The organism is Achromobacter sp. JCM 18799, from assembly GCF_055395645.1.
This window is the reverse complement of sequence record NZ_AP043866.1, coordinates 5,385,625-5,399,349: the sequence shown is the minus strand read 5'-3', so window position 1 is coordinate 5,399,349 and position 13,725 is coordinate 5,385,625. Positions and strand designations below refer to the sequence as shown.

Genomic DNA, 13,725 nt, shown 5'->3' with positions numbered 1-13,725 from the left:
CGCAGCCGCTATCATTGCCACCTATGACTTCCAACGCCTCTACCCCCATTCGTACCCGTTTCGCGCCTTCGCCCACGGGCTTCCTGCATCTGGGCGGCGCCCGCACCGCGCTGTTCTCCTGGGCCTTCGCGCGCCATCACAAGGGCACCTTCGTGCTGCGCATCGAGGACACGGACGTCGAACGTTCCACGCCGGAAGCGGTGCAGGCCATCCTGGACAGCATGGACTGGCTGGGCATGCAGCCCGATGAAGGCCCCTTCTATCAGATGCAACGCATGGACCGCTACCGCGAAGTGGTCGCGCAGATGCTGGCCGCCGGCACCGCCTACCACTGCTACAGCTCGCCCGAGGAAGTGGAAGCCATGCGCGAAGCCGCCCGCGCCCGCGGCGACAAGCCGCGCTACGACGGCACCTGGCGCCCCGAGCCCGGCAAGACCCTGCCGGCCATCCCGGAAGGCCGCAAGCCCGTGGTGCGCTTCAAGAACCCGCAGGAAGGCGCGACCTCCTGGAACGACATGGTCAAGGGCACCATCAGCTTCGACAACACCGAACTCGACGACCTGATCATCGCGCGCCCGGACGGCACGCCCACCTACAACTTCTGCGTCGTGGTCGACGACTGGGACATGGGCATCACCCATGTGCTGCGCGGCGATGACCACGTCAACAACACCCCGCGCCAGATCAACATCCTGCGTGCGCTGGGCGCCACGCTGCCCGAGTACGGCCATGTACCCATGATCCTGGGTCCGGACGGCGAAAAGCTGTCCAAGCGCCACGGCGCCGTCAACGTCATGGAGTACGACAACGAAGGCTATCTGCCGGAAGCCATGGTCAACTACCTGGCGCGCCTGGGCTGGAGCCACGGCGACGACGAGCTCTTCTCGCGCGACCAGCTGGTGTCGTGGTTCGACACCAAGCACCTGTCGAAGTCGGCCTCGCAGTGGGATCCGAAGAAGCTGAACTGGGTCAACGCCCACTACATCAAGCAGATGGACAACGCCGAACTGGCCGAGCGCGTGGCGCCGCGCGTGGCGAACCGCGGCGGCCATCCGGAAAAGATCGATCTGCCGGGCGTCATGGGCCTCTTGAAGGACCGCGCTGAAACGCTGGAGCAGCTTGCCGACGGCGCCATGCTGTTCTGCGCCGAATTCAAGGGCGCGCCCGCCGAGTTGGCCGAGCAGCACCTGACCGCGCCCGCGCGCGAAGCGCTGGCCGACTTCGCGCAGCGCGCCCAGGACGCCGACTGGACCCGCGAAGCCCTGTCCGCCCTGATCAAGGCCGTGCTGGCCGACCGCGGCATGAAGATGCCGCAGCTCGCCATCCCCCTGCGCGTCGCCGTCACCGGCCAGACCCAGACCCCGGCCGTGGACGCCGTGCTGGCCCTGCTGGGCAAGCAGACCGTGCTCAAGCGCCTGGCCGCAATCTAAGCGCCTGTCCCAAAAACACCGCGGGCCTTGCTCATTCCAGGATGAGCAAGGCCCGCGGTGTTTTCAGCCGTTCCCTCAGGCTTGCTGGATGGCCGCGCGCACCTTCAATGCACGCGCGAAGAACGCCCCCAGCAAGGGCAACAACGCCGCCGAGCCGCCGAACAGCGCGCCCGGCCCGATCTCGTCGACCACCGCGCCCGCCACGGCCACGCCCACCGCCTGGCCCATGAACAGGCAGGATGCGAACCACGCCACCGCCGTGCCGCGCGCCGACGGCACCATCTGCGTCGCATTCGTCTGCAAGGTGGCATGCAGCAGGTAGTAGCCGAAACCGGCCAGCACGCTGGCCAGCAAGCTCCACATCCAAACGGGACCTAGCAAATACGACAGGAACGCCACGCCCAGTACCAGTCCGCCGGCGATCGCCAGGCCGCGTTCGCCCAGGCGTTTCAGGATGCGGCCGGCCACCACCGTATACAGCAAGCCGCCCACGGCGTACACGGCCACCAGCGCGCCCGCGGCGGTCAGCGAGATATCGAAGCGTTCATGCAGGTAGGAAGGCGCGAAGGCCAGTGCGCCGAAAACCAGCAGGCCTTCGACGAATACCGTCGCCAGCACGATGCGCGCCCAGGGTGTGCCCAGCACCAGCCGCGCCTGCGCCACGAAGCCCTGGCGCACCGCGCCCGGGTCCACCTGGCCCAGGCCCGAGGCCTGCTGGCGGCGCACTTCCAGCAACAGCAGCACGCCCACTATCAGGTAGCCGCAGACCAGCGCGGCAAATGCCCAGCGCCAGCCCACCGTGTCGGCAAACAGGCCGCCGGCCAGCTGGCCCGCCGACATGCCGAGAATGGTCCCGGTCAGGAAGCGCGCCAAGGTGGCCTGACGGCGTTCATAAGGTACGTTGTCGCCGATCCAGGCCATCGACAACGGCACGATGCCCGCCCCCGCCGCGCCCGACAGGACGCGGCAGAACACCAGCACGTCCAGCGACCCTGCGGCCACCGCGCCCGCGCTGCCCAGCGCGCAGGCAAAGGTCGCGATGCTGACGACGCGGTACTTGCCGTAGCGGTCGCCCAGGGGACCGAAGAACATCTGCAACACGCCGTAGGCCACGGCGAACGCGGTCACGGCGCGCGCGGCCTGGCCCGTGGTGGTGCCAAATTCCGCCGCGAGCTGCGGCAACATGGGATCACAGATGCGGAAGGCGCTGGCGCTGACGAAAGCGGCCAGGGCAAGCAGCGCGATGGCGCGCGCTTCGGAGGACAGGGCAGGCATGGATGACCGGCTGCGGGCGATGGGTGAAGACCGCACCTTACCGCAGCCCGGCCATCTTGGCTTTGTCGCGGGGCGGAATGTCCGCCCCGCGCAACGCTCAATAGGGCAGGCGATAGCCCGTGGGCATGCGGCGCGCGGTCATGACCTGGCCGCCGTTTTTCAGCTCGCGCATCGTCAGGCGGGTCTTCTCGACCTTTTCGACGCGGTAGCGGTTCAGGTAGATCGGATCGTTGGCGTCCACCAGTTCGCCGGCGGACTTGGTGGTCTGCATCGTGTAGATGCCGTCCGCCACGCTCCAGCAGCCGGTCTCGCGCAACGCGGGACGCGTCTTGCGGCCGATCTTCAGCAGGGATTCATAGGCCATGGTGCCATCGGCGGACAGCACGATCAGCGATTGCAGATCGCCGCTGACGTCGCGCGGGCGGCTGTTCGACAGCCAGGTGCCTATCATGGGATCGTCGGCCTTGGCGGGTACGCAGGCCACCGGCTTGGGTGGTTCCGCGGGCTGGGCTTCGGTGATGGTGGCGGGCTTTCTGGCGGCGCAGCCGGCCAGGATCAGAACGGCGCAGGCGACGCCCGCCGTACGCAAATACACACTGCTCATGACTTCCTCAACACGTCTGTCGACGCGCCGCACCGAGCACCCCGGCGCATCCCTCGCGCAGCAAACATCACGCACTCTAAAGAGGCGTTTGCGAAGAATCAACGGCGATCCGCGACCAGTGCAATTGCGCAACAGTAGCCCCCGGAATTGGCCTGTTTTATGGCCGCAAATCGCAAAAATGCGTTGGTTTCAAGCGACAGTGCGGCCGCGTTTCGCGGCCTTCGCGCGCAGCATTTCCTCCATGCGCGCCGCGGCTGGAGACAGGCTGCGGCCGGCCAGCCGGGTGATGCCCAGTTCACGCTCGATGCGCGGGGCGGACAGCGGCACAAAGGCCAGGCCGCGCGAATCCGGCGGCACGCCCAGCCGCGCCAGCACCGTGACGCCGACGCCGCGTTCCAGCATGGCCAGAAGCGACATCATGTTGGAGACGAAGACCTGCCGGTCCAGCATGAAGGCCGCCTGCGGATAGCCCGCGAGCTGGCGATGGGCGATGGTGCCGACCAGAGGCAGGTCCTCGATCTCGCGCCAGCTCACCGCTTTGCGCCTGGCCAGCGGATGGCCGCGATGGCAAACCAGGCCGAAGGCGTCGCGCAGCAAGGGCTCGAAGGACAGCCGCCGGTCCTGTGACACCGGGCTGCACACGCCCAGCTCCGCCTCCCCTGCCAGCACCATGCGCTCCACGCCTTCCGAGTTGTCGTCGAACAGGCGCAGCGCCACCGCCGGATAGCGCTCGCGGTATGTCGCCACCAGTTCCGGCAGCCAGTGCGTGGCCACCGTGGCAACCGACGCCATGGTCAAGGTGCCGGCCTCGTTGCTGGCCAGCCCAGACAGCGCGCCCGCCACGCGGTCGTGGTGCTGCACCAGTTCGCGCGCCAGCGGCAGGCAGTCCTGGCCGAAACGCGTGAGCGTGCCGCGGTTGCCTGGTTCGAACAGCGGCTGCCCCAGGCGCTGCTCCATCTCGCGGATGGACAGCGACAGCGCCGGCTGCGAGCGGAAGGCTCGCGCCGCGGCCGCGCGGAAGCTGCGCAGCTCGGCCACCAGCAGGAAGTGGCGGTAGTGCGTGATGGAAATTTCAGGCAACGGGCGCATGACTGACTTCGATTAGTGAAACTTATCCAATCATATGAAAAATAAAGTTTTCTGATAGCACCAGCCCACCTAAGATGGCCGCACCATGAATGCCGACTCGCTGCTCCCGCCTCTTTCCACCCGCGCCGATCCGCTGGATTTCAGCCGCATCGACCAATTGCCCGCGCGCCTCGCCGGCCAGGGCCGCCTGATAGTCGGCGCCGATCCCCAGGACGACAGGCCCGGCCTGCTGTTCGTGCCCGGCGCTTATCACGGCGCCTGGTGCTACGCGCACTATCTGGATTTCTTCGCCCGCGCCGGCCTGGCCTGCGCGGCGCTGGACCTGCGCGGCCACGGCGCCCTGCCCCAGGACGCGGCGTTTACGTCGGTTGGCATCGCCGACCTGGGCCAGGATGTCGTCAGCGCGCTGGACGCGCTGGCTCGTCCCACGGTCGTCATTGGCCACAGCATGGGCGCGCTCCCCGCGCTGCTGGCCGCCAGCCAGGGGACGGTGGCGGGCGTGGTCCTGCTGGCGCCGTCGCCGCCCGGCGACCTGCCCGGCGCGCAAGCGCTGCCGCCCGTCCCTGAAGGCCTGCCACGCCGCGCGCCGAACGACGCCGAAATCCGCGCACGCTTTCTGGCGACCTCGCCAGACCGCGACGTCGCTTCGGTATCGCAGCGCCTGTGCCCCGAAAGTCCGCAAGTGCTCAACGACCGTTATCTGCTGCGCGTGCCCGTCGACGCCGCCGCCATCCGCGCTCCGGGCCTGTGCCTGGAAGCCGGCCTGGACACGCATGACCGCCACCCGCCCGGCCAGGACCTGGCGATCGCGCGCCGCTTCGGTTTTTCCCACGCCGTGCTTGCCGGCCAGCCGCATTGCATGATGTACGCGAACCAGTGGCAAGTCAGCGCCGCCGCCATCCTGGTGTGGCACCGCGGCCAGTTCGACTGATCGCCCCCCCGAATACCAACGACAACAACGACAACGACGCGCAACCGCGCCATCAGGAGACAACCATGTTCATACCCCGTTATATCCGTCCGGCTCTGATCGGCGCCGGCCTGCTGCTGGCCGCGGCCTCGCACGCCGCCGGCTGGCCCGAGAAACCCGTGACCCTGATCGTGCCGTCCGCCGCGGGCGGCGCGGCCGACCTCACTGCGCGCACCCTGGCGCAGTACCTGGGCGAAAAGACCGGCCAGACCGTGGTGGTCGAGGACCGGCCCGGCGCGGGCGGCATCGTCGGCACCAACGCGGCCAAGAACGCGGCGGCGGACGGCTACACCTTCCTGCTGTCCACCAACTCCACCCACTCGGCCAACCAGTTCCTCTACAAGAGCCTGCCCTACGACGCGCAAAAGGACTTCCGCCAGGTCGGTATGCTGGGCACCTTCGGCACGGTCGGCGTGGTGTCGCCTGACAGCCCGTACCGCACGGTGCCGGACCTGGTCGCGTACGCCAAGCAACATCCCGGACAGGTCTTCTTCGGCTACTACAGCTCGTCTTCGCAAGTGCCGTCCGAACTGCTGAAGCAGCGCGCCGGCATCGAGATCACCGGCGCGGCCTACAAGAACATCACGCAGATCATCACCGACCTGCGCGGCAAGCAGATCAACTTCGCCTTCGTCGACTACCTGACCGCCATGGGCCAGATCGACGGCAAGGGGCTGATTCCCATCGCCGTCACCGGCGCCCAGCCGCAGCCGGCCTGGCCCACCGTGCCGACCATGGCCACCTACTATCCGGACTTCATCGTCGCCGGCTGGCTGGGGCTGTCGGCCCCGGCAGGCACGCCGCAGGACATCGTGGAAAAGATGAACGCCCACATGCAGGCGGCGGTGAAGGACGAAGCCACCGCCGGCAAGCTGCGCGCCCTGGGCCTGACGCCGGAATCCATGGACGTGGCGCGCTTTGACGCCTTCGTGAAGGAAGACACCGCACGCTGGAAGGAATGGATCCGGATCTCGGGCATCCAACCCCAATAAATCCACGGCCCTCCCTATATCTATATAGAGAGGGCCCGTTTATCTACAGCGGCAGGCGCTGCTCGTGCTTGATTTCGCGCAGCGCGACAATGGTGCGCGTCTGCCGTATGCCCGGCATGTTGAACAGGAAGCGGTGCAGGAAACGATCGTAGGCCTCCGGGCTTTCGACCAGGATCTTCAGCAGGAAGTCCGAATCCCCCGTCACCGCGTAGCACTCCAGGATTTCGGGCGCGTCGCGCACCGAGCGCTCGAAGTTCTCGACCGTATTGGCGGAGTGCCGCTCCAGGCTGATCTGCGCGAACATGCAGCCCAGCCCCACCTTGCTGCGGTCCACCTGGGCGCTATACCCCTGGATCACCCCGCTGGCCTCCATCGCCTTCACCCGCCGCCACACCGGCGCGGCCGACAGCCCCACCTTCTCTGAAAGCTGCTGCGCCGAGGCCCGGCCGTCCTCCTGCAAGGCCTTGAGGATGCCGATATCGGTCTTGTCCATCGCTTAGTCTCCTGGTTTTTATCGAACACGAAACGTTCATTGCGAATTATAGGGATAGCACGATCCAAAAACGCAATAAACCTGATGGCTCGCGAACCTATCATGGTGCCGAAACCAGGAGTATTCACCATGGACGGTACCCCCGCCGCCGAACCCCAACTGGACCTCGAGTACCAGCTCGCCGACAACCTCACGCGCAGCTCCGGCCGCATCTTCATGACCGGCACCCAGGCGCTGGTGCGCATCATGCTCACCCAGGCCCGGATGGACCGCGAACGCGGCCTGAACACGGCCGGCTTCGTCTCGGGCTACCGCGGCTCGCCGCTGGGCGGCGTGGACATGGCCATGTGGAAGGCGCAGAAGGCGCTGGACGCCAACCAGATCACCTTCCTGCCCGCCATCAATGAAGACATGGCAGCCACGGCCGTCATGGGCACCCAGCAGGCCGGCGTGCGCGCCGACCGCAACGTCGATGGCGTCTACGCCATGTGGTACGGCAAGGGCCCCGGCGTGGACCGCGCCGGCGACGCCCTGCATCACGGCAACGCCGCGGGCGCATCGCGCAACGGCGGCGTGCTGGTGGTGGTGGGCGACGACCACACCGCCGTCTCGTCCTCCATCCCGCATTCCAGCGAGGCCTCGCTGATCGGCTGGCAGATGCCCATCGTGCACCCGGCCTCCATCGACGAATACGAAACCTTCGCGCTGTGGGGCTGGGCCCTGTCGCGCTACTCGGGCACCTGGGTCGCCTTCAAGGCCGTGTCCGAAACCATCGAATGCGGACACTCGTTCGTTCCCGCCCCTGCCCAGCGCTACGACATGCCCGCGGACCCGGACATGCCGCCCGAATCGCTGGAGTATTCCGCGCGCGACTTCCTGTCGCTGGCGATCGAGACGCGCATGAACCTGCGCATGAAGGCCGTGGCCGCGTTCGCGCGCCGCCACAGCATCGACCGCCTGACCTGTCCGGCGCCCAAGGCCACTGTCGGCATCGTCACGGTGGGCAAGGCGCATCTGGACACCATGGAAGCGCTATCGCGCCTGGGCGTGGACACCGTCACCGCCAATGCGCCGGTGCGCATCTACAAGCCCGGCCTGACCTGGCCGCTGGATGGCGAACGTCTGCTGGAATTCGCGCGCGGCCTGTCGCACATCCTCGTGATCGAGGAAAAGGGCGCGGTGGTCGAAAGCCAGATCAAGGACCTGCTGTTCAACCTGCCGGACCGCCCCACCGTCATCGGCAAGAAGGGCTTCGACGGCGAAGCGCTGGTGCCCTCGGCCGGCCAGTTGCGCCCCTCGCTGCTGGCGCAGCCGCTGGCCAATTGGCTCAGCCGCGCCGCCGGCCTGCCGCTGGCGGCGGACCTGTCCGTGTTCGCGTGCCAGGCGCCGCTGTCCAACGACGCCGACGGCATGCGCCGCCGCCCCTACTTCTGTTCGGGCTGCCCGCACAGCACCTCGACCAAGGTGCCGGAAGGCAGCCAGGCGCTGTCCGGCGTGGGCTGCCACTACATGGCCGCCTGGATGGACCGCGACACCGGCGGCCTGACGCAGATGGGCGGCGAAGGCGTGGACTGGATCGGCCTGTCGCGCTACACCAAGATGCCGCACATCTTCCAGAACATGGGAGAAGGCACCTATTACCACTCGGGCTATCTCGCCATCCGCCAGGCCGTGGCCGCCAAGGCCAACATCACCTACAAGATCCTGTTCAACGACGCCACGGCCATGACCGGCGGCCAGCCCATCGACGGCCCGATCTCGGTGCCCAGCATCTGCCAGCAACTGCGCGGCGAGAACGTGGCCCGCATCGTCGTCACCACCGACGAACCCGAGAAGTACCAGGGCGTGGACCTGGGCGCCGGCATCAAGGTGCACCACCGCCGTGAACTGGACGCGCTGCAGCGCGAGCTGCGCGAGATCCCCGGCGTGACCGTGCTGATCCACGACCAGACCTGTGCCGCCGAAAAGCGCCGCCGCCGCAAGAAGAACCAGTTCCCCGACCCGGCGCGCCGCATGCTGATCAACAGCGCCGTCTGCGAAGGCTGCGGCGACTGCGGCGTGCAATCGAACTGCCTGTCGGTGGTGCCGCTGGAAACGCCTTATGGCCGCAAGCGCGCCATCGACCAGTCCAGCTGCAACAAGGACTATTCCTGCGCCGAAGGCTTCTGCCCCAGCTTCGTCTCCGTGATGGGCGGCAAGCCCAAGAAAAGCGCGGCGCCCAAGGCCGACCAGGAACGCCTGCAGAAACTGATCGCGCAGTTGCCCCTGCCGGCCATGCCTGCGCTGGACCATCCCTATCGTCTGCTGGTCGCCGGCATGGGCGGCACCGGCGTCATCACCATCGGCGCCATCGTGTCGATGGCGGCGCATCTGGAAGGCCTGTCCGCCGCGGTGCTGGACCTGACCGGCCTGGCTCAGAAAGGCGGCACGGTGGTCAGCCATATCCGCCTGGCGCCTGCCGGCGCCCCCGCCGGCCCGGTGCGCCTGGACTGGCAGCAGGCCGACGCCGCGATCCTGTGCGACCCGGTCGCCTCCGTGGCGCCGGACTCGCTGGGCGCGCTGCGCCGCGGCCACACCCAGGTCACGGTCAACAGCTACGTCGCGCCGGTCTCCGACTTCACCCGCAACCCGGACGCGGCCATGCGGCCCGAAGCGCTGCTGGCCAAGATCCGCCACGCCGCGGGCGAGTCCAACACCGTCGCGATCGACGCGCACGAAGCCGCGCTGGCGCTGTTCGGCGACAGCATCCTGTCCAATATGTTCATGCTGGGCTATGCCTGGCAGCGCGGCGGCGTGCCGCTGTCGCAGGCCGCCATCAACCGCGCCATCGAACTCAACGGCGTAGCGGTGGCCGCCAACCGTGCCGCCTTCGACAGCGGCCGTCTGGCGGCGCACCAGCCCGACGCGCTGGAAGGCGCGCTGCGCCCGCGCGCCCAGGTCGTGCAACTGCACGTGCCCGAATCGTTCGAGCGCGCCGTCGCCCGCCGCGTCGAAGACCTGACCGCCTATCAAAACGCCGACTACGCCCGCCAGTTCCAGGACGTGGTCGAGGCCGTCGCCGCGCGCGAGCGCGAATTGGCACCCGACGCCAAGACGCCGCGCCTGGCGCTGGCGGTCGCGCGCGGCCTGTTCAAGCTCATGGCCTACAAGGACGAATACGAAGTCGCGCGGCTCTACACGGGCGCCTCCTTCCAGGCGCAGTTGCAGGGCCAGTTCGAAGGCGACTACAGCCTGCGCTTCCACATGGCCCCGCCCATCTTCGCCCGCAAGGACCCGCGCACCGGCGTGCCGCGCAAGATGACGCTGGGCCCGCGCACCATGACCGCGCTGAAAATGCTGGCGCGCCTGAAGGGCTTGCGCGGCACCTGGTTCGATCCCTTCGGCCATACCGCCGAGCGCAAGATGGAACGGGAGCTGGTGCGCGAGTACCGCCAGACCATAGACCAGTTGCTGGCAGGGTTGACCCGCGACAAGCTGGCCCAAGCGGCTACAATCGCCGGCCTTGCAGAAACCATCCGCGGCTTCGGTCACGTGAAGGCTGCAAACGTCGAGAAGTATCGGACGGAGTTGGGCCGCTTGATGCAAACCTATACGGCGCCTGCCCCGCGCGATATGCCCCTGCGGAAGACCGCATAAACATTCGCTCCGAGCGGCACCTTCCTGGGCGCGCCTTGCTGGGCGCGCCTAGTGCATTTGGTAACAACCTTTTGTGGACTTCGTCTTATTTTTTTCTTGTCCCTGTCGTACTCGATCACTAGAATTAGTGTCCAACGAGGGGTGCTACACTATATGTTGTGGTCGCCTAAGAGCTGATTCCCGTCGGCCACGCCTTTTGGACTAAGCCGTCCTAGCGTTACGACCCCCTCAAAAGATCCGATTTTGTACCTGACATGACGCCGTCATGTCGCTATCTACGCGCTTTTCGCACAGGAGCTTCCATGCAGACTACGATCGCCTCTGTGACCCGGCCCTCGGCCGTGCCGCCCTCCCAAACCGATTCCCCTGCTGACGCCAACGGCGGGCAATGGGCCAGCTACAACATCATTCGCCGCAATGGCTCGGTGGTCGGGTTCGAACCCAACAAGATCGCCATCGCCATGACCAAGGCCTTCCTGGCCGTGAACGGCGGCCAGGGCGCGGCCTCCGCGCGCGTGCGTGAGCTGGTCGAGAACCTGACCGGCCAGGCCGTCAACGCGCTGGTGCGCAACCGCCCCAACGGCGGCACCTTCCATATTGAAGACATCCAGGACCAGGTCGAACTGGCCCTGATGCGCTCGGGCGAACACGACGTCGCCCGCGCCTACGTGCTGTACCGCGAAAAGCGCACGCAGGAACGCGCGGCCGCCGCTGCCGCCGCCGACAACCAGGAAAAGGCCGCCGCCCCGCAGGAACACGTGCTGAACGTGACCGACGCCGGCGTGCGCCGCCCGCTGGATCTGGCTGAACTGCGCGCCACCATCGAAGCCGCCGGCGAAGGCCTGGCCGAATTCATCGACACGGAAGCGATCCTGAAGGAAACGGTCAAGAACCTGTACGACGGCATCCCCGTCGACGAAGTGTTCAAGTCCGCCATCCTGTCCGCGCGCGCGCTGGTCGAAAAGGACCCGGCCTACAGCCAGGTCACCGCCCGTCTGCTGCTGCACACGATCCGCAAGGAAGTGCTGGGCGAAGAAGTCTCGCAGGACGGCATGGCCGCCCGCTACGCCGAGTACTTCCCCACCTTCATCGCCCGCGGCATCGAAGGCGGCCTGCTGTCGCCCGAGCTGGCCAGCTATGACCTGACCAAGCTGGGCCACGCCCTGAACGCCAAGCGCGACCTGCAGTTCGGCTACCTCGGCCTGCAGACCCTGTACGACCGCTACTTCCTGCACATCCGCGGCACGCGCATCGAACTGCCGCAGGTGTTCTTCATGCGCGTGGCCATGGGCCTGGCGCTGCGCGAAACCGACCGCGAAACCCGCGCCATCGAGTTCTACGAGATCCTGTCCTCGTTCGACTTCATGAGCTCGACGCCGACGCTGTTCAACTCGGGCACGCTGCACTCGCAACTGTCGTCGTGCTACCTGACCACCGTCTCCGACGACCTGGAAGGCATCTACGACGCCATCAAGGAAAACGCGCTGCTGGCCAAGTACGCCGGCGGCCTGGGCAACGACTGGACCCCGGTGCGCGCGCTGCGCAGCCACATCAAGGGCACCAACGGCGAAAGCCAGGGCGTCGTGCCGTTCCTGAAGGTCGTCAACGACACCGCCGTCGCGGTCAACCAGGGCGGCAAGCGCAAGGGCGCTGTCTGCACGTACCTGGAATCGTGGCACCTGGACATCGAAGAATTCCTGGAACTGCGCAAGAACACCGGCGACGAGCGCCGCCGCACGCACGACATGAACACGGCGAACTGGATTCCCGACCTGTTCATGAAGCGCGTCATGGAAGGCGGCGAATGGACGCTGTTCTCGCCGTCCGACTGCCCCGACCTGCACGACAAGTACGGCCGCGCCTTTGAAGAAGCCTACGTGGGCTACGAAGCGCGCGCGGCCAGCGGCGAACTGAAGCTCTTCAAGAAGATGCCGGCGCTGAACCTGTGGCGCAAGATGCTGTCGATGCTGTTCGAAACCGGCCACCCCTGGATCACGTTCAAGGATCCTTGCAACATCCGTTCGCCGCAGCAGCACGTCGGCGTCGTGCACAGCTCGAACCTGTGCACCGAGATCACGCTGAACACCAACGAATCCGAAATCGCGGTGTGCAACCTGGGTTCCGTGAACCTGGTCGCGCACATGAAGCCGGCTGCCGGCGGCGGTTTCGAACTCGACCACGACAAGATCAAGCGCACGGTCAGCATCGCCATGCGCATGCTCGACAACGTGATCGACATCAACTACTACGCCGTCGACAAGGCCCGCAATTCCAACGCGCGCCATCGTCCGGTGGGCATGGGCATCATGGGCTTCCAGGACTGCCTGCAGATGATGCGCGTGCCTTACGCATCGCAGTCCGCCGTCGAATTCGCCGACCGTTCGATGGAAGCCGTTTGCTATCACGCGTACTGGGCCTCGAGCCTGCTCGCTGAAGAGCGCGGCCGTTATCAATCGTATGAAGGCTCGCTGTGGTCGCGTGGCATCTTGCCGCAAGACACGTTGAAGATGCTGCGCGATGAACGCGGTGGTCACGTTGAAGTTGATGAGTCGAGCACGCTCGATTGGGATACGTTGCGCGCGCGCATCAAACAACATGGAATGCGCAACTCCAATTGCATCGCAATCGCCCCAACCGCGACTATTTCCAATATCATTGGTGTATCTGCGTGCATCGAACCCACTTTCCAGAACTTGTACGTCAAATCGAATCTCTCCGGCGAGTTCACGGTCGTTAACGATTACCTCGTGCGTGACCTGAAGAAACTCGGTCTCTGGGACGAAGTCATGGTCGCCGACCTCAAGTACTTCGACGGCAGCCTGTCCCGCATCGATCGCGTACCTTCCGAACTCCGCGACCTCTACGCCACCGCGTTCGAAGTCGAACCGAGCTGGCTGGTTGAATGCGCGTCGCGTCGCCAGAAGTGGATCGATCAAGCACAGTCGCTGAACATCTACATGTCGGGCGCGTCGGGCAAGAAGCTGGACGACACCTACAAGCTGGCCTGGAAGCGCGGCCTGAAGACGACCTACTACCTGCGTACGCTTGGCGCCACCAGCGCCGAGAAGTCCACGGGACGCGGCGGCGAATTGAACGCCGTCTCGGCGGGCGCACCGTCCGCGGGTCCTGCTGTCGCTGCTGCACCTGTTTTGCCGGAACCCGAAGTTCTCGGGGCGGTTTGCACCATGCGGCCGGGCGACCCCGGCTTCGAAGAGTGCGAAGCCTGCCAATAACCG

9 protein-coding genes are annotated in these 13,725 nt (G+C 66.6%); 5 read left to right on the top strand and 4 right to left on the bottom strand.

Annotated elements, in window-relative coordinates:
- Positions 1-23 precede the first annotated feature (23 nt).
- Positions 24-1,430, top strand: coding sequence for a glutamate--tRNA ligase (gene gltX, locus ACZ5YA_RS25465; protein WP_059372855.1), 1,407 nt, complete (start codon positions 24-26; stop codon positions 1,428-1,430).
- Positions 1,431-1,505: 75 nt separating this feature from the next.
- On the opposite strand, the gene ACZ5YA_RS25460 is transcribed toward gltX, so the two are convergent.
- The 3 genes from ACZ5YA_RS25460 to ACZ5YA_RS25450 all read right to left on the bottom strand — a co-directional run bounded on the left by ACZ5YA_RS25460 (position 1,506) and on the right by ACZ5YA_RS25450 (position 4,398).
- The gene (locus ACZ5YA_RS25460) at positions 1,506-2,705 is read right to left on the bottom strand and encodes an MFS transporter (RefSeq protein WP_118932549.1); all 1,200 of its coding nucleotides are present in this window, start codon (positions 2,703-2,705) and stop codon (positions 1,506-1,508) included.
- Positions 2,706-2,802: 97 nt separating this feature from the next.
- Positions 2,803-3,309, bottom strand: a complete 507-nt coding sequence (locus tag ACZ5YA_RS25455) for a hypothetical protein (protein ID WP_464091404.1) — start codon at positions 3,307-3,309, stop codon at positions 2,803-2,805.
- 189 nt (positions 3,310-3,498) lie between these two features.
- Complete coding sequence (locus ACZ5YA_RS25450; RefSeq protein WP_464091403.1) at positions 3,499-4,398, bottom strand: LysR substrate-binding domain-containing protein; 900 nt, start codon at positions 4,396-4,398, stop codon at positions 3,499-3,501.
- 85 nt (positions 4,399-4,483) lie between these two features.
- On the opposite strand from ACZ5YA_RS25450, the gene ACZ5YA_RS25445 reads away from it, so the two are divergent.
- A complete protein-coding gene (locus ACZ5YA_RS25445) occupies positions 4,484-5,329 on the top strand; it encodes an alpha/beta hydrolase (RefSeq protein ID WP_464091402.1) in 846 nt (281 codons plus the stop codon).
- A gap of 65 nt (positions 5,330-5,394) precedes the next feature.
- A complete protein-coding gene (locus tag ACZ5YA_RS25440) occupies positions 5,395-6,360 on the top strand; it encodes a Bug family tripartite tricarboxylate transporter substrate binding protein (protein ID WP_059379048.1) in 966 nt (321 codons plus the stop codon).
- A 43-nt stretch (positions 6,361-6,403) separates the two neighbouring features.
- On the opposite strand, the gene ACZ5YA_RS25435 is transcribed toward ACZ5YA_RS25440, so the two are convergent.
- Entirely contained in the window at positions 6,404-6,853 is a 450-nt protein-coding gene (locus ACZ5YA_RS25435) for an Lrp/AsnC family transcriptional regulator (protein ID WP_008159001.1), read from the bottom strand.
- A gap of 129 nt (positions 6,854-6,982) precedes the next feature.
- Here ACZ5YA_RS25435 and ACZ5YA_RS25430 point away from each other — a divergent pair, with 129 nt between their 5' ends.
- On the top strand, positions 6,983-10,489 hold the full coding sequence (locus ACZ5YA_RS25430; protein ID WP_464091401.1) for an indolepyruvate ferredoxin oxidoreductase family protein: 3,507 nt from the start codon (positions 6,983-6,985) through the stop codon (positions 10,487-10,489).
- A 302-nt stretch (positions 10,490-10,791) separates the two neighbouring features.
- Positions 10,792-13,722 carry a ribonucleoside-diphosphate reductase subunit alpha gene (locus tag ACZ5YA_RS25425; RefSeq protein WP_464091400.1) on the top strand — a complete coding sequence of 977 codons (2,931 nt, stop codon included), beginning with the start codon at positions 10,792-10,794 and terminating at the stop codon, positions 13,720-13,722.
- Positions 13,723-13,725 lie beyond the last annotated feature (3 nt).